The sequence below is a fragment of the Colidextribacter sp. OB.20 genome (genome assembly GCF_009911595.1).
Lineage (GTDB): Bacteria > Bacillota > Clostridia > Oscillospirales > Oscillospiraceae > Lawsonibacter.
The window spans coordinates 1-14,654 of the sequence record NZ_QWKG01000086.1 but is presented as its reverse complement, the minus strand read 5'-3'; the positions used below and the strand labels follow the sequence as shown (position 1 = coordinate 14,654).

15 protein-coding genes and 1 tRNA gene are annotated in these 14,654 nt (G+C 57.9%); 3 read left to right on the top strand and 13 right to left on the bottom strand.

Annotation, left to right across the window (positions count from 1 at the left end; genetic code table 11):
- Positions 1 to 60: 60 nt before the first annotated feature.
- From D1641_RS17090 to D1641_RS17035, 12 genes are all read right to left on the bottom strand, one after another.
- Positions 61 to 3,279 (bottom strand): SpaA isopeptide-forming pilin-related protein, encoded by a 3,219-nt coding sequence (locus tag D1641_RS17090; RefSeq protein ID WP_243149455.1) that lies wholly within the window; start codon positions 3,277 to 3,279, stop codon positions 61 to 63.
- Between the two features lie 81 nt (positions 3,280 to 3,360).
- A complete protein-coding gene (locus D1641_RS17085; RefSeq protein WP_201757421.1) occupies positions 3,361 to 4,137 on the bottom strand; it encodes a CAP domain-containing protein in 777 nt (258 codons plus the stop codon).
- 102 nt (positions 4,138 to 4,239) lie between these two features.
- A complete protein-coding gene (locus D1641_RS17080; RefSeq protein WP_160667869.1) occupies positions 4,240 to 5,046 on the bottom strand; it encodes a class D sortase in 807 nt (268 codons plus the stop codon).
- 2 nt (positions 5,047 to 5,048) lie between these two features.
- On the bottom strand, positions 5,049 to 5,963 hold the full coding sequence (locus D1641_RS17075) for a hypothetical protein (protein WP_160667867.1): 915 nt from the start codon (positions 5,961 to 5,963) through the stop codon (positions 5,049 to 5,051).
- Between the two features lie 26 nt (positions 5,964 to 5,989).
- The gene (locus D1641_RS17070) at positions 5,990 to 6,346 is read right to left on the bottom strand and encodes a hypothetical protein (RefSeq protein WP_160667866.1); all 357 of its coding nucleotides are present in this window, start codon (positions 6,344 to 6,346) and stop codon (positions 5,990 to 5,992) included.
- 43 nt (positions 6,347 to 6,389) lie between these two features.
- Positions 6,390 to 7,277 carry a DUF6017 domain-containing protein gene (locus D1641_RS17065; RefSeq protein ID WP_160667864.1) on the bottom strand — a complete coding sequence of 296 codons (888 nt, stop codon included), beginning with the start codon at positions 7,275 to 7,277 and terminating at the stop codon, positions 6,390 to 6,392.
- Positions 7,278 to 7,306: 29 nt separating this feature from the next.
- Complete coding sequence (locus tag D1641_RS17060) at positions 7,307 to 8,092, bottom strand: phosphoadenosine phosphosulfate reductase family protein (protein ID WP_160667862.1); 786 nt, start codon at positions 8,090 to 8,092, stop codon at positions 7,307 to 7,309.
- Positions 8,093 to 8,129: 37 nt separating this feature from the next.
- Positions 8,130 to 8,636 (bottom strand): hypothetical protein, encoded by a 507-nt coding sequence (locus D1641_RS17055; RefSeq protein WP_160667860.1) that lies wholly within the window; start codon positions 8,634 to 8,636, stop codon positions 8,130 to 8,132.
- Positions 8,637 to 8,654: 18 nt separating this feature from the next.
- Positions 8,655 to 8,924, bottom strand: a complete 270-nt coding sequence (locus D1641_RS17050) for a DUF5720 family protein (RefSeq protein WP_016320863.1) — start codon at positions 8,922 to 8,924, stop codon at positions 8,655 to 8,657.
- Positions 8,921 to 9,532, bottom strand: coding sequence for a hypothetical protein (locus D1641_RS17045; RefSeq protein ID WP_160667840.1), 612 nt, complete (start codon positions 9,530 to 9,532; stop codon positions 8,921 to 8,923). Before D1641_RS17045 ends, D1641_RS17050 begins: the two co-directional genes overlap by 4 nt.
- Before the next feature lie 83 nt (positions 9,533 to 9,615).
- Positions 9,616 to 10,557, bottom strand: coding sequence for a ParB/RepB/Spo0J family partition protein (locus tag D1641_RS17040; RefSeq protein WP_160667837.1), 942 nt, complete (start codon positions 10,555 to 10,557; stop codon positions 9,616 to 9,618).
- Entirely contained in the window at positions 10,514 to 11,335 is an 822-nt protein-coding gene (locus D1641_RS17035; RefSeq protein WP_160667835.1) for a ParA family protein, read from the bottom strand. Before D1641_RS17035 ends, D1641_RS17040 begins: the two co-directional genes overlap by 44 nt.
- A gap of 302 nt (positions 11,336 to 11,637) precedes the next feature.
- On the opposite strand from D1641_RS17035, the gene D1641_RS17030 reads away from it, so the two are divergent.
- Positions 11,638 to 12,852 (top strand): recombinase family protein, encoded by a 1,215-nt coding sequence (locus D1641_RS17030; protein ID WP_160667832.1) that lies wholly within the window; start codon positions 11,638 to 11,640, stop codon positions 12,850 to 12,852.
- A 123-nt stretch (positions 12,853 to 12,975) separates the two neighbouring features.
- Here D1641_RS17030 and D1641_RS17025 read toward each other — a convergent pair.
- Positions 12,976 to 13,052, bottom strand: a tRNA-Pro gene (locus D1641_RS17025).
- A 109-nt stretch (positions 13,053 to 13,161) separates the two neighbouring features.
- On the opposite strand from D1641_RS17025, the gene D1641_RS17020 reads away from it, so the two are divergent.
- Complete coding sequence (locus tag D1641_RS17020; protein ID WP_160667830.1) at positions 13,162 to 14,208, top strand: M23 family metallopeptidase; 1,047 nt, start codon at positions 13,162 to 13,164, stop codon at positions 14,206 to 14,208.
- Positions 14,205 to 14,654, top strand: a 450-nt coding sequence (locus D1641_RS17015) for a M50 family metallopeptidase (RefSeq protein ID WP_160667828.1), incomplete at its 3' end; no start/stop codon positions are given. The genes D1641_RS17020 and D1641_RS17015, both read left to right, overlap by 4 nt.

Below are 14,654 nucleotides of genomic sequence, written 5' to 3'. Positions count from 1 at the left end.
TCTCGGGACTATTATCTGCATTCTCCTATTCCCTTGTATATGCGGTGGTACATTTTACGCTTACAAAAATCCTGCGGGGGCGCGGGTTTCAGTAACAATCACGCTCTTGCCCGGTTTCAGCCCGGTAATGCGGATTTCCCCGTTTTCATCCGTTCTGAAAATGCCGTTGGAATCCCCAATCAGAGTGCCATCCGCATACATGACCTTGAACTCCGCGTTCTGTAAGGTTACAGAGGGATTGACGGAGCATACCTTTCTAATAAGAAGCTGGCCGTCCGGGGCATTGTCAAAACGGACGGTAATGACGCTCTGTGTCCCATTATCAGAGATATAGACTGTTTCAGAGGCATTGATGATGCTGTACCCGTCAGCGGGGTCCACCTCCTCCACGATATAGGTGCCGCTTTTCAGTCCTGTCCAGATGCAGGTCCCATTTTTCCCCGTCACCTTCTGGCCGATTACAGTGCCGCCCGTGCCGGAGGTCCCGCCCAGGTAGCGAAGCTGGAAGATGCATCCGGGAAGTGCCTCATGGGTCACGCTGTCATACTTTTCCACGACAATTCCATTCAGCGGCTCATTCTGAAATGTGACGGTTTTGCTCTCGCCGCCGTGGAGAATGACCTTCTGCGTGGTCGGCTCCTTCATCTGAAAACCGGGGGCCGGGGCAACCTCGGTAATGGTGTACTCGCCTGGGTACAGCCGTTTGCCCTGCTCATGCAGCTTGATTTCGCCGTTGGCGTCCGAAAAAAGATAACCGAAGTCCACCGAAGCGGGAGCGTCTGCCGCCTCACCGTTGCTGGTGTAGGTAACATGGAATTTTGCCCCCTCAATGGGAGCGCCCGCAACAGAATCCTCTTTGAAGATGGTCAGCTCCGGGGCCTTGTGATTCTTGAATACCACGGTCTTTTCATCACCAGGATTCAGAGAAATGGTCTGTACCCGGTCCGCGTCCTTGTCCGGCAGATAGTAGGGCGCGGGGACGGATTTCTCGGTAATGCGGTAAGTGCCGGGGTCCACCCGCAGAGAAACCGTACCGTCCGCGCCGGTAGTCACATCATGCTGATAGTCGCTGTTGATGCCCTCAACGGTCAGCACAGTTCCGGGGACAGGATCGCCGCTGATCGCGTCCACCTTGGAGATGGTGAGCAGGGGCTTTTTGCTGTTCTTGAAAATCAGCGTCTTTTCATCGCCGCCGTTCAAGCTGATGGTTTGGGTCCGGTCGGCCTCATCCTCCGGCAGACAGTAGGGGGCAGGCACAGATTTCTCCGTCACCCGGTAGCTGCCGGGGGCAACGCGCAGGGTGGCGAAGCCGTCCGCCTCGGTGGTCACATCGTGGCGGTAGTCGCTGTCGATGCCCTCCACGGTGAACACTGTGCCGGGGATAGGGGTGTTGGTCCCCTGCTCTACCTTGGAGATTTTCAAAACAGGCTGCTTCAGATTGTCAAAAATCAGCTCCCGGTTCTCGCCGGGTCCCAGGTAGATGGTCTGCATGGGTTCCTCGCCCACCACATAGGGGTCGGGGACGGACTTCTCGACCACCTCATAGCTGTCCACGGGGATGTTGGAGAGAACCGCCCTGCCGTTCGGCCCGGTGGTCACGTCATTGTGGTAGCCGTAGTGGATGCCCTTGATTTCAAAGACCGTGCCGGGAATGACTTCCTTGGTCTGTGCGTCCCGCTTGAGGATGGACAGGCTGGGCAGCTTCTTGTCCGCCGCTGTTACGGTGACAGTGCCGCCGCCATTGATGGTGGCCTGATCCACATGGGCAAACACAGGCTCGGTCAGGCAGGAATAAGGCGCAGGGGCGGACACCTCCACAAAGGCGTACATTCCCTCGGTCACATCGGTAACGGTGATACTGCCGTCCGCTTTGGTGGCCTCTGTGCCGATGATCTGCCCGTCCTTGATGATGTTGAACACAGCGCCGGGGAGAGGGTTATCAGAATCATCTTTTTTAACAAGCCTTATCTTCACCTTGGCATCATTTTCAAACACCAGGGCTACATCGGTCTTGCCGTCCCAAACAAAGGTCTGCTTGGTCTTGCTGACATCCGGGCTGAGAGAGTAGCCCTCCGGGGGTGTGATTTCCTCGGCGGTGTAGCTGCCCAGGGGCATATCCTTCCAGGGAACGTCCGTCAGATAGCCGCCAGCGCCAGTGACATAGGTTCCGGTAAAATCATTGTCCACGCCGGTGATTTTGATGACCGCTCCGGCCAGCCCCTTGGTGGGGTCGTCTGCATCCACCTTGCGGATGCTGCCTTCGCCGGTGATTTCGGGGGTGTCGGTGAAGGTGACGGTCACGGTGGTGCTGCCGTTGCTGGGGAGAACAACGTACTGCGGTCCCGCGTTGTCGATCTCGTAGCCTGCCGGAGCCTCCAATTCAGTCACGGCATAGGTCCCCGCAACCAAAGGATAAAGGGTGGCGGTTCCGTCCGCGCCGGTCACGACCTCCTTGGAGTAAGCGCCGTTTTCAGAGGCGACGAGAAACCGTGCGCCGGACAAGCCCTTGTTGGGATTGGTGGAATCCACCTTTTTGACGGTCAGGGTATATTCCTCATGGGTGATGTCCAGCTTGCCCACCATGACAGCCTGCACATCGTTGGAGGGGTGATAGCTGGAGCCGGGGCCGGTGTAGGCGTACTCATAAACCTCACACTCGCCCCATACGCCCTGTGCGCCCAGATCGAGAATATACTGCGCCCGGTCACGGAACGATTTGCCGTCCATTTTATCGTCAATGCTGGAATAGTTGGTATGCTCCAGATTGTTATAGACGCAAAGCAGCTCCTCGGCACAGGCCGTCACGGGGTCAGACAGCAGACCGGCCTTGTAGCGCCAGACGATAGCCTGCGTCCAGGAGTTCATGGTCCAGGTGTAGTTGCTGTCCCACACATCATCTACACCCAAGGCTTTGGCCTGATCGGTAAAGACCCCGGTGGAATGGGCGTAGAAGTAAGCCATCATTGTCTTTACAGTGGGGTCGGAAATGGGCTGGGGATTGCCCCAAGTATGGCCTTTCAGCGACCAGCCCATGCCTTTGCCCTTCTCAGCGCAGAAGCCCATCGTGCTTTTGCCATCATAGTTGAAGTGCATCTGGTGCATATAGCACTCGCCCAGGGCCGGGGAATCGTACTTGGTTCCGCTGTATGCGCAATCGTCCATCTTGATGGTGCTGGGGTTCGCCGCCAGCGCCGTGGAGGGCAGCAGTCCCAGCATACACACCAGCACCAACAGCAGAGCCGTCATGCGGGTAAATGCGGAATAGGTTTTCTTCCTCATAAAAAGTTCTCCTTTGCTTTTTCGGGCAAGAGAAAAGGTCCTCCAGCCTGGGCTGAAAGACCTGTCTCTGTCCGTATTTTGTTATCCGTAGGGATTGATGGTGTCCGGCCTGCCGACAAACATATAGCAGTAGGTCACACCGTTGCTCTCTGTCACGCCCACGCCGATGCTGTCACATTTCGGGTCGATCATGGCCTGGAAGTGGCCGGGAGATTTGATCCAGTTATCGAGGGCGTGCTGGGCGGTGTCCGCAGTTGCCACGCCGGTAAACACCGTGAGATTGGAGCCGAAGCCGTGGGAATATCCAGCAGCAATCACGGCCTCACATTCCTCCTGATTGTGGTGGTAAGTGTAATGCTGGTCGGAGCAGGCTTGCGCGGCGGTCATCAGGGCCTCGCTGACTGGCAGTTCCGCCGCGCCATTTGCCATGCGGGTCTGGTTGATAAGCTGAATCAATTCATGCCGCACGTCCAAATTTTCCGGCTGGCCTTCGGTGTCCGTGCTGGCGGGGGCAGCAGGGTCAACGGCGGTGCCGACTGTGAGCGTCAGGGTCCCGCTCTCTCCGGCGCGGTTGGAGGCGGTGATTTCCACAGTCCCCTCGGACTTGGCAACAGCTACCCAAAAGCCGGTGATCTGCTCCACAGCTACCGTGTCCGGGTCGCTGGAGGTGACGGTGTACTCTGTCCCGCTGGGGCCGATGATGAGGCCGCTGCGCTCACCCACATCCAACGAATTGCCTTTGTAGCTGACCATTCGGATTGTCTCGGCGGGAGCTGCCGCCCTTGCGGGGAGGGTCAGTCCAAACACCAGCGCGGCACAGGCGATTCCAGCGGTCAGGCGGCTTGCAAAATCTTTCATCTTCATAACTCTTTATCTCCTTTGTGGTGGTTTTGTGGTTCCGTTGTGAAAAAGATACCACAGAAGAAGAAAAGTGTCGAGGATGCCGCACGGACCGCCGCCTTAGACCTCCTGGGCCACCACGCACCAGCGATAATCCCGCTCATTCATCACACAGGTATAGAGCGTGATCTGATTGCCGGACGTGGCGGCGGTGCCGCTGGTGTCCGTCTCACTGACTTTGGTAACGCTGGTAACGGCATAGGTCCGGGTGCCGAGTTGGGTGGTGAGGGTGATGGTGTCTCCGGCGTTCAGCGTGTGGATTTTGCCGAAGTGGTTCGTCACCCCGCGATTGTGTCCAGCCAGACAGACGTTGCCATTCCAGATGCTGGTGTTGGTGAAATGTCCCGCACCTTTGGCGAGTTGAGTGCTGTCTGTCCCCTCATAAATTTTGACGTTCACGCCCAGGGAGGGGATTTTCAGCGTCCCCAAGTGGCCCCCGGAGTAGTAGAGATCAGACGTGACCTCAGTGAAAGCGGTGGTCTGCGTGGTGGTGTAGCTGAACTGGCTTGTGCCGCCGCTCACATCCACCGTGGGATAGCCGCCGTCTGTGACGCTGCCGCCGCCCACGCTGCCCACCTGATTCACCAGCCCGCCGCTGAGAGCGCCGGGGACCAGATTGGGGGTCAGGTATTCCCCGGAGTTGGGCAGATAGCTGGTGGGGGTCCCGAAACCGGGCGGGATGAGGGCGGTGTTCTTGCTCCTGTCCACGTTGGGATTCTCCGCCGTATAGGGGGCGTCCTCGCTGGTGGGCCTGCCGAACAGATAGTCCTCCGGCTCATCAATGGTGTACTCCAGCGCGTGGGCCGGGGCCACCAGCATGGCGGCGAATACCGCCGTCAAAAGAAAAATGTGCAGTAACCGTTTCATGCTCAAGTCCTCCTTTCTTTCATTTTCTGGATGGTCCAATATGCCGCCGCTGCCAGCGCCGCCACGCCGCCAGCACAGCCCAGCAGGGAAAGCCAATTCATGCCGCCCGTTTCAGCGGGGGCGGGGTCTGTGTCAGGGGCCTCCGGCCCGGTCTGGTTGGGCGGGGCGGAAGGGTCAGCCGGTTTTTCCTCTTTTGCCAGTTCCTCGCTGCCGAAGATGGCGGTGTAGGTGACAACCTCGCAGCCGGTCTTTGCCACTTGGCCCGTGTAGCTGGCTGTGACCGTATAGCCGGTGGCGTAGCGGGTGGAGGAAGTGCCGGTATAGGTAGCCGTGGCGGTGTAATAGCCGTTCTCGCCGCCGCTCCACTCTACGGCTCCCAGGGTCAGGGTTTTGCCGTTGTCCGTGGTGGTCTTGGGGACAAGGGACAGGTCAGCGTCGGACAGATTGGGATAGGTGCGGGTGGCGGACAGGCTTTTTGTGCTGGTCTTGTAGCCCTTGGCCTCCACAGTGACGGAGGTATAGTCCAGCGCCAGCAGGCCGGTATAGCCGTCCTCGGTTGTGACCTCCCGATGGGGGTCCAACTGTTTCAAGACCGCCGAGAGATCGTTGGTGTCACTGTCCTGGGTGATGGTGTCGGTGTAGTCCTGGGTGTCCACCCCCACCTCGTCCTCCCTTATCATGTCCAGCAGGAAGTAGCGCCGCCCGTTGCGCTCGAAGTCCTCCGTAGGGATGCCAGAGGGGTCGTCGGACAGTGAAAGCTGGTACACTTTGTTGATGCGCAGCTCGTCAAAGCTGCCGTAGGTGTACTCCTCCACGGAGATGGGATAGAACGGCCCGCCAGCGGCCAGCGCCGGGGGTGCGGCGATGCTGATTGCCAGAACAGCGGCACACAGCAGCATCAGGATTCGTTTTTTCATAGCTCAAGGCTCCTTTCGATGTTTTGTCAGCGGGAATTGGAATCGCCCCGGCCCTGGCCCTTGACGGTGAGGATGCCGTCCAGAGTGGTGGCGGTGATGCGCAGGCGCTCGGCGGTGGCGATGTCATTCTTCACCGTCTCGTCAATGCTCCGCCCGCAGACCACCAGAACGCGGGATCGGCGGAGATAGTCGCGGGCGATGTCGATGCCGTCCTTATGCTCCTGGGGGACGGCATCGTGAAGGAACCGGCCCGTCAGCAGGATGGGGCAGATGGGGGAATAGCCCGCGTCATACACCTGACGGCAGTACCGGGCGGCGGTTTCAGCGTTCTCAATCTTGCTGCCGCTCCAAGCGGCGGTGATGTAAGCAAGGGGGCGTTTCATGGCATGATCCTTTCTCCCGGTGTCCGGGTAAAAAATAAGACGGCTAATTGCCGCCATTCAGGTCGTGGTTGACTAACATGGTGTAGTGATTGTCCATTGTGGAGGGCGCGTTGAACAGCGCCGCCAAAAGATAAGCCCTGGTGTTCCAGACGCGGGTGGTGTTTTCCTGGATGCCGTCCAGCACCTTCTCGATGTGGGCGGAGGTGATCTGCTCAAACCGCTGCTGGATGAAAGCCGTGGGGTACTCCGCGTCCCGCCCGATCTTCATGGTGGGGGTGCGGCTGAGGGCCACCTCCAGCATGATCTCCACAAACTCGTTGAGCTGTTCCCGGTTGGAGGGAGTAACGATCAGGTCATACTCAATCTGATCCCGAATCTCATCCCGCTTCTCAAAAATTTCTTTCGTTCCTTCCACCGGCGTAGCGGAGGGGGCAGGGGGAGGGAATGAATGAGTATTTGATCGCTGAGTATTTGATTTTTGAGTTTTGAATTGATTTATATTTAATTGGGCGGGGTTCTCCGTATGCGGCGCGGCCATATCCGGGCCAGCCACATCCGGGTTTTCCGTATGTGGTGAGGCCGTATCTGGCGGGGGCATATCCGGCTCGTCCGCATCCGGCGCGGACGGCTCCGGCGGCTGGGGCTTTTCATAGATGATGTACTCGGTGTCCGTAATGCGTCCGTTGGCCCCGCGAAGCTGGCGGCGGATGATGTAGCCCGCCTTTTCCAGTTCCTTGATGGTGCTGCCGATAGCGTCAACGCCCTCCTTGCAGATGGCGGCAAGCCCCCGTGTGCTGTAATTCCAGTCCTCCGGGAAAGAGAGGAACATGGACAGCAGCCCCTTGGCTTTCAGCGACAGGGATGTATCTTTCAGATGATAATTTGACATGACGGTGTAATCTCGCGTCCGTTCTACACGATAGACAGCCATTTCAACTCACTTCCTGTTAAAATTTTGTGTTATGCGGTGGTTGACCCGTCCTCGCGGGCAAAGCGTTCCTCCAGCTGCTCCACGCTCCAATTCTGCTTGAACTGTCCCAGGGGACCGGGGCCGAACATGGCCCGCGCCCGGTTGTCCATGTCAAGCAGCCGCGCCCACAGTTCCGGGTGGTGGCAGCGCAACTTTCGCAGCTCGTCAATACGTTGGAGGGGGCAACACCAACACGATGCACGGTGGTATATCTCATACAACCCGCCCCAATCAAAGCCCCGACCATAGCAGATTTGCAGCGCCTGGGCCTCAGTAATGCCCCATTCCACAAGCGGATAACGGCGGGTGGGGGCATGCTTGCAGCGGTGCGATTCGTCTGCGGCGATACCAACAAAATGGCACGCATTATTCTCTTTTTTCAGCCGGTTGACCTCTTTGTTAATCAGGTGGGTTTTGAGTTCTCCGGTACACCAGCGTACCCTGACACCTGGCCAGCCATTTCCGCAGGGCGGCATACCTAACCGGGCGCGGCGTTCCAGGCAATCCGCTCTTTGTTTGGGCTGTTCAAACATGAGCCATTCAAAACCGTGGGGATGCCGCAGGGTGGTAATGTGCAATCCTCGCTCCCGAAAAAGAAAATCATCCAGCTTGGCGATATGGGCCTCCATCTCCGGGAACTCCATGCCAGTGTCCGCATAGAGTACGCAGTCGATGGGCAGGCCCTTTTCGATCATCAGAATCAAAAGACACGAGCTGTCTTTTCCACCTGAGAGCGAGACTGCCGAATAGGTTTCGTTGCTTTTTGTGGTTCCCATGACGGGAAAACTGCCTTTTTATCTCCTTTCCCGTCTGTTACAGCTCATAGAGAGGGATGTCGCTCTCATAGTAGGCGGCGCACATCTTGTTGATCTCATCGGCCAGCTCATCCAGGTCCAGGCACATGGGGCTGTCCCAGGGGTCCCCCTCCTTGATCTCCCGGTACTCGGTGACGTACTCGCCGTCCCCGCAGTCCAGGGACACGCAGGCCACGGCAACAAGGTCCATGTCCTCCAGCAGCCACAGCTCATAGGTGCGGTCCGTCAGCACGATGGAGGCGCAGCTCTGGTCGTTGTCCTCGTACAGCCGGGTGGCCCGCTGGCCGAACAGGTCCTTGCCCCGGTAGTTGAAGGACATGGGCGCTTTGCCGTCGGTGGTGTAGGCGTGGACGGTCTGGGCGTTGTGCCGGACCGCTTGCAGCAGGGCCTCGAAGTCGATGCCGTGGAGCAGCGTCTCCACTTCTTCCTCGCTGTACCCATGCTCCCCGATGCCGTCCTGGAACAGATGCCGGACGGCATACTCCAAAGAATCCACAGAATACATAAAAATCCCTCCTTTATGTTACTTGCCCCGCCTTTTTTTAGGCTTGGCGGGGATGATGTGTCCCTCGATGATGTCAGCGTGTTTGTAGACGCGGACACGGCCCTGCCGCTGGGCGTCCAGAACCTGGGCATAGCCGTCCTCAGTCAGAAACCGCCGGATGTACTGGCCCTCCTGCCCCTGGGGGCAATCCTCCAGCACCAGAAACTCGGCCATGTGGCGGGTATCGTCTCGAAACCGCTCCACAGCCAGCAGATCATGGCCCGTGATGGGCAGATGGACCGCTTTCACTCCTTGCCCTCCTTCTCACTGATTTTCAGTACAGAGCAGCCATACCGGGCGATGAGCAGGGCGTTGACGATCAGGCTGAACGCCAGCGTGTCCACCACCTCCGAAATGGCGAGGTCATTCAGCGCCACGCTGGAGCCGTCCGAGTAAATATCCTTCGCCGCCGACAGCAGGGTATAGTTGTGGGGCGAGATGTCCTGTGTGGTGGCGTAGTCGAACTCGATGCCATATCTGCAAAAGCAATTCGCGGCGCGGGTGCTGATGTCCTCATTGGCGGTGAGCAGATACATAGCCGCGTAGTAGGCCGGGGTGTCCCGGCGTCGGCGGTAGCCCTGCCGGACCTTCATACGCTCCATGCGCTGGTAGTGGGCCGCGGTGAGGAACAGGGAGCCGGAGAACCGGCGGATAGCCGTATGCAGGCGGGCGTCCGTGTGGACGTTCCGGGGAAACGTCTCCATGACAGCCTCTTTGTAGCCCACAACACCGGCCTCGATCCGCTCCGCCAGCCAGGGACAGGTTTTGGCAGTACAGCCTTTCTTTTTCCCGGCATATTCGGTACACAGCCTGCAATCGACGTGTTCCGGCTTATACTGGAATGTGTTGATATACAACGATAGGTCTCCTTTCCCGGACAGCAAAAAAGCCGGTCAGAGAAAAGAAAAATCCCTGTCCGGCTTAACTGTCCGATATTCAATTACCGCTCCTGGCTGCGCTGACGCTTTTTCATCCACTGTTCCAACAGTTTGATGATGGTGTCCTGCATCTGCTTGGGGGTGTAGGAGCGGGGGAAGTATTTGTGGAGGGTGTCGGAAGTCAGCACGATTTTATCGACCTCCGGCTTTTTTTCCTCCGACATGATGCCCAGCATGGTGTCCTCATCCAGTTTCCCGGACTGACTGAGTTTTTTCATCCGCTGGGCCTGGGACAGCGACGGAGTAGCTTGTTCACTCTCAATGGTCTCCACCAAAAGCGCCTGTTCCTCCGGCTTCAAATAAGAAATTTCCGAAGCAGGAGTGACGGCAATTTTCCTGTCCTCCACCATCTGCTGAAGTGCTGGGGAAAGTTCAGTCAGGCGCACCAGCCTACGCACAGTGTCACCGCTCATGCCAGTGCCTTTTGCCGCTTCATCATCGCTGCGGAAATTCGCCGCAACTTGCGGCGAATTATTTTCGTGTTCTTTTGGGGGGCGTCCAGCCTGCCGCTTGAGAGCTTCCATTTTCATTTTGAGGGCTTTGGCCTTTTCAATCGGAGAAATATTTTCCCGCTGAATATTGGTGTCAACCATCATGATAATGGCAGAATCCTGGTCTAAATCGCGGACAATCACGGGCATGGCATCCAGCCCCGCCAACTCACAAGCACGTTTGCGCCGGTGTCCGGCCACCAACTCATAACCGCCCCCCTCCCTTGGACGGGCGATAGCTGGAGTAAGTATTCCTCTCGCTTTTACGCTCTCCAAGGTCTCTTTCATAGTGTCATCATCATCCCGCACGGAAAAGGGATGATCGGGCAGCGGGTACAGCTCGGACAGCGGGATATTCTGCACCTTCTCCAGCTTGGCGTCCTGACGCTCCTGCTCCGTGGTGAACAGGTCAGAGGCTGATGCCAGCTCTACTTTTCGCGCGCTGCTTTTCAAGCTGTAACACCTCCCGAGTCAGATTTCCATAGGCTTCGGTCACCTTTCCGCCGGGGTCATGGGCAAAGATGCTCTTGCCCTCGGCGCTGGTCTCCTTGGCCCGGACAGAATGGGGTATCTCGGAATCGAATACCTTGATGTCCCCGCCGTAAGTCTCCCGGAGCAGGGCGCTGATCTCCCTGGCAAAGTTGGTCCGGCTGTCCACCATCGTCAGCAGGATGCCGTCAATGAGCAGCTTGGGATTGATCTGCCGCCGCACCTTGCCCACGGTCTGCAAGAGCTGTTCAAGCCCTTTCGCCGGGAGGTACTCCGCTTGGACGGGGACAATCAGACGATTGGCAGCGGCCAGGGCGTTGACGGTGAGCATACCCAGGGAGGGCTGGCAGTCCAGCAGGATGTGGGTGTACTGTTTCCGAACCGTGTCCAGATACTGCCGCAGGATGGTCTCGCGGCTCATGGCGTTCACCAGCGACACCTCCATGCCGGAGAGCTGGATGTTTGAGGGCATGAGGTCCACGCCCTCTGCATGATGCAGGATGCCCTCGCCAGGAGCGATGGGCTGATCGTTCAGCACCTTGCCCATCAGGTCCGAGAGGGTGACGGGCAGATCGTCTGGCTGGGAATGGCCCAGGCTGATGGAAAGACTGGCCTGGGGGTCTACGTCTACCACTAACACCTTTTTCCCGGCTTGTGCCAGCCCGACGCCGAGGTTTGCGCAAGTTGTACTCTTGCCCGTACCGCCTTTTTGATTGACTATGGCGATCACTTGGGCGTTCATGTGTTCTCAACTCCCTACTACAAATAAAAATGCCCCATCGCAAAATGGGGATGAAAAAAGGGAGAACATAGCTATGCTACATTCTCCCGCAAAAAACAGTATGCAGTTGTCGGCCTTTGCCATTTTCTATTCCAGGGCGGGAACAGTCAGGAGCCAATCCACCGCAATCCCGCATAAATCCTGGCTTTTTCAAAACTTTTCGTACCCTTCCCCAACAGCACCTGTTCAATGAGTGGTACGCAAAGGACATCAGCCGCAAGGTACGCAGCTCCAAGAAACTGCGCGGCAACGCTGGCAACCCCATGTGCCCGCCGCCCTATGGATATAAAAAAGACCCGGACAATCCCCGGAAGTGGATCATCGACGACGAAGCCGCCGAGGTCGTCCGCAGGATTTACCGGCTTTGCGTGGAGGGGAAGGGGATCGAAACTACAGCCCGCTTGTTGCAGGAGGACGGTATCTTGACCCCCACGCAGTATTGGGAGAGCAAAGGCATCCGCAAAGGCGGCAAAAAGAGCCAGGGCACCCCCTGCAAATGGTGTAAGACCACCATCACCAAAATCCTGACCCTCCGGGAGTACACGGGCACCTTGGTCAACTTCAAGACCTACTCCAAATCTTTCAAAAATAAGCGCCGCCTGGACAATCCCGAAGAAAATTGGGCTGTCTTTGAGAACCACCATGAGGCCATCATCGACAAGACCACATGGGAGCAGGTGCAGAAGCTCCGGGAAGGGACGAAGCGCCGGAAGCCCAAGAACACCGAGAAGAATATGTTCGCCGGTCTGCTGTATTGCGCCGACTGCGGCCACAAGCTGCATTACAACATCAACCACCCTAACAGCTCCATTGAGTATTTCAACTGTTCCAACTACCGGGGCAATCGGGGCACCTGCAATGAAACCCACTATATCCGGGCCGACTCGTTGGAGCAGGTGGTATTGCTTGAACTCAACCGCATGGTCAGCTACCTGAAAAACCACGCCGAGGAATTTGCCGAGCTGCTGGCTCAGAAAACCACCAAGGACTATGAGCGGGAGAGCCGGAACAGACGGCAGCGTCTTCAGGAGTTGATGTCGAGGAACAAAGAGGTTGACCGGCTGTTTGAACGTATCTACGAGGACAATGTATCGGGCAAGCTGACGGATGAACGCTTTATGAAAATGTCCCAGCGGTATGACGAGGAACAGCAGCAGCTCAAAAAGGACATTGAGGAATTGCAGCGCCAGTGTGACAGGGAAAACGACCGTGCTTTCTGCAAGGAACAGTTTTTGAAGGCGGTGCGGAAGTTCATGGAGATGAAAACGCTGACGCCCACCATCCTGCATGAGCTTGTAGAGCGCATCGACGTGTATCAGACCCAGGGCAGGGGAAAGAACAGGACGCAGCGCATCGTGATCCACTATAACTTTATCGGTGTCCTGGACTTGCCGGAGGTAGAGGAATACCCGGAGAACGTGGTGCTGGACAGCCGCCAGGGGGTGGCTATTGAGTATCTTGTCGGTAAGGCCGGGTAAAGGAAAGGGAGCGGCCCGGAAGCCGCTCCACCGGGGCACACCGCCCCATAGAAATAGCAAAGGAACAGCCTTTCGACTGTTCCTTTACATACGAGTGTTCAGTTGCGTTATGAACACTCGACATGGTCCGAGTGGCGGGATTTGAACCCACGGCCTCTTGGACCCGAACCAAGCGCGATACCAAGCTTCGCCACACCCGGATTTAGTTAGCTTGTTTAGTATAAATGCTTTTCCGCCTGTTGTCAAGGGTAATATTTCAATTCAGTTTGGAATATGCTATTACACAAAAACGGCAGAGGAGGGGCATCTATGTATGGCCAGGGAACACAGGCGGCAAGCCGCCGGAGAAGTGTCAGATATTATGGAAACGCGCGGAGCAGGCAGGCGGGAAGGAGCCGGGAACAGGTCCGGCTGATTCAGCTGGCGGTGTGTCTGGCGCTTTTTCTGGCTATATTTCTGGGCAGAGGGGTATTTCCCCAGAGGCTGGCCCAGCTGCACAGTGATATTTTTACGCTCATCTCCACAGATTTCGATTTTCGGGGTGCTCTGTCCGGCCTGGGTGAATCCCTGGCAGAAAGCGACACCATACTGTCAGACCTTGGAGATTTCTGCGTTGAGGTGTTCGGTAGCAGCTCCCAGGAGGAGAAAGACCAGGCGAAGGAGCCGGCCGTTGTTCCGCCGCAGCCGGCGGGAGTGCTGACATCGGAGCTGAGGTTTCTCAGCCACGGCTCCAGCCCGGCAGCGCTGACCGCGCATTATGTTGATTTTGTCCGGTACGGGCTGGAGCCCCCGGAGATTCCGCAGGAGCCGGTTCCGGAAGAGGAGCCGCCAGCGGAGGCGGTGGAGGTTCCGGAGGAGCCGCCGGCCGTCCCGGCGGCCGGGACGGTGGTCCTTGTATCCGATTACGACGGGAAGGAGCTGCCGGACAACTACACAATGGATCAGCTCTCCCTGGGGGAGCTGGAGACCATGACGCCGGTCATGGGACATCTCACCTCGGACTACGGTTACCGGGACCACCCTATCAACGGTAAAAACCTTTTCCACGGTGGCCTGGACATCAGCGGGCAGGCGGGAGACCCCATTGCGGCCTTCGCGGCGGGAACGGTGGAGTATACGGGAGAAAATGACTCCTACGGCCTGTATCTCCAGGTTGACCACGGAAACGGAGTAAAGTCCTTTTACGCTCACTGCAGTAAAATTGTGGTCACGAAGGGGCAGACAGTCGCGATAGGGGAGAAGCTCGCCGAGGTTGGGTCCACTGGGATTTCCACCGCCCCACATCTCCATTTAGAGATAAAATATGAGAAAATGCACCTGAATCCGGCCTATTATGTGGAGCTTTTAGAGCAATGATGCGGCTGGGCGGGGTGGAGGTGACGGGCGGCTTTCTTCTGCTGCTGGCCTGGCTGAACTATCTGGACCGCTCCTTCCTGGTGCCGATGGCTCTGCTGGCCTGCGCGGCCCATGAGCTGGGCCACATCTCCGCGATCCGACTCCTGGGAGGCAGTGTCAGGCAGTTTCGCCTGACAGCAATAGGGGCGGAGCTGGTGCTGGACAGGCCGATGGGCTATTGGCAGGAGGGGCTGTCAGCCCTGGCCGGGCCGGGGGTGAACCTGCTGCTGGCCCTGGCCTGCTGCGGCTGGAGGGCGGGGGCGGCCTTCGCCGGACTCAACCTGGTGCTGGCGCTGTTCAATCTGCTGCCGGTGGGGCGGCTGGACGGCGGACGGGCACTGTACTGCACCCTGGCACTGCTGGCCGGTCCGGACCTGGCCGCCTGGGCGGGCGGTCGGCTGGACGCC

What these genes read in the sequence shown, in the direction of transcription:
- D1641_RS17060 (WP_160667862.1), bottom strand. Translation starts at nt 8,092, where the DNA reads ATGGGAACCACAAAAAGCAACGAAACCTATTCGGCAGTCTCGCTCTCA.
- D1641_RS17030 (WP_160667832.1), top strand. Translation starts at nt 11,638, where the DNA reads ATGTGCCCGCCGCCCTATGGATATAAAAAAGACCCGGACAATCCCCGG.
- D1641_RS17090 (WP_243149455.1), bottom strand. Translation starts at nt 3,279, where the DNA reads ATGAGGAAGAAAACCTATTCCGCATTTACCCGCATGACGGCTCTGCTG.
- D1641_RS17055 (WP_160667860.1), bottom strand. Translation starts at nt 8,636, where the DNA reads ATGTATTCTGTGGATTCTTTGGAGTATGCCGTCCGGCATCTGTTCCAG.
- D1641_RS17065 (WP_160667864.1), bottom strand. Translation starts at nt 7,277, where the DNA reads ATGGCTGTCTATCGTGTAGAACGGACGCGAGATTACACCGTCATGTCA.
- D1641_RS17080 (WP_160667869.1), bottom strand. Translation starts at nt 5,046, where the DNA reads ATGAAACGGTTACTGCACATTTTTCTTTTGACGGCGGTATTCGCCGCC.
- D1641_RS17075 (WP_160667867.1), bottom strand. Translation starts at nt 5,963, where the DNA reads ATGAAAAAACGAATCCTGATGCTGCTGTGTGCCGCTGTTCTGGCAATC.
- D1641_RS17085 (WP_201757421.1), bottom strand. Translation starts at nt 4,137, where the DNA reads ATGAAAGATTTTGCAAGCCGCCTGACCGCTGGAATCGCCTGTGCCGCG.
- D1641_RS17070 (WP_160667866.1), bottom strand. Translation starts at nt 6,346, where the DNA reads ATGAAACGCCCCCTTGCTTACATCACCGCCGCTTGGAGCGGCAGCAAG.
- D1641_RS17020 (WP_160667830.1), top strand. Translation starts at nt 13,162, where the DNA reads ATGTATGGCCAGGGAACACAGGCGGCAAGCCGCCGGAGAAGTGTCAGA.
- D1641_RS17035 (WP_160667835.1), bottom strand. Translation starts at nt 11,335, where the DNA reads ATGAACGCCCAAGTGATCGCCATAGTCAATCAAAAAGGCGGTACGGGC.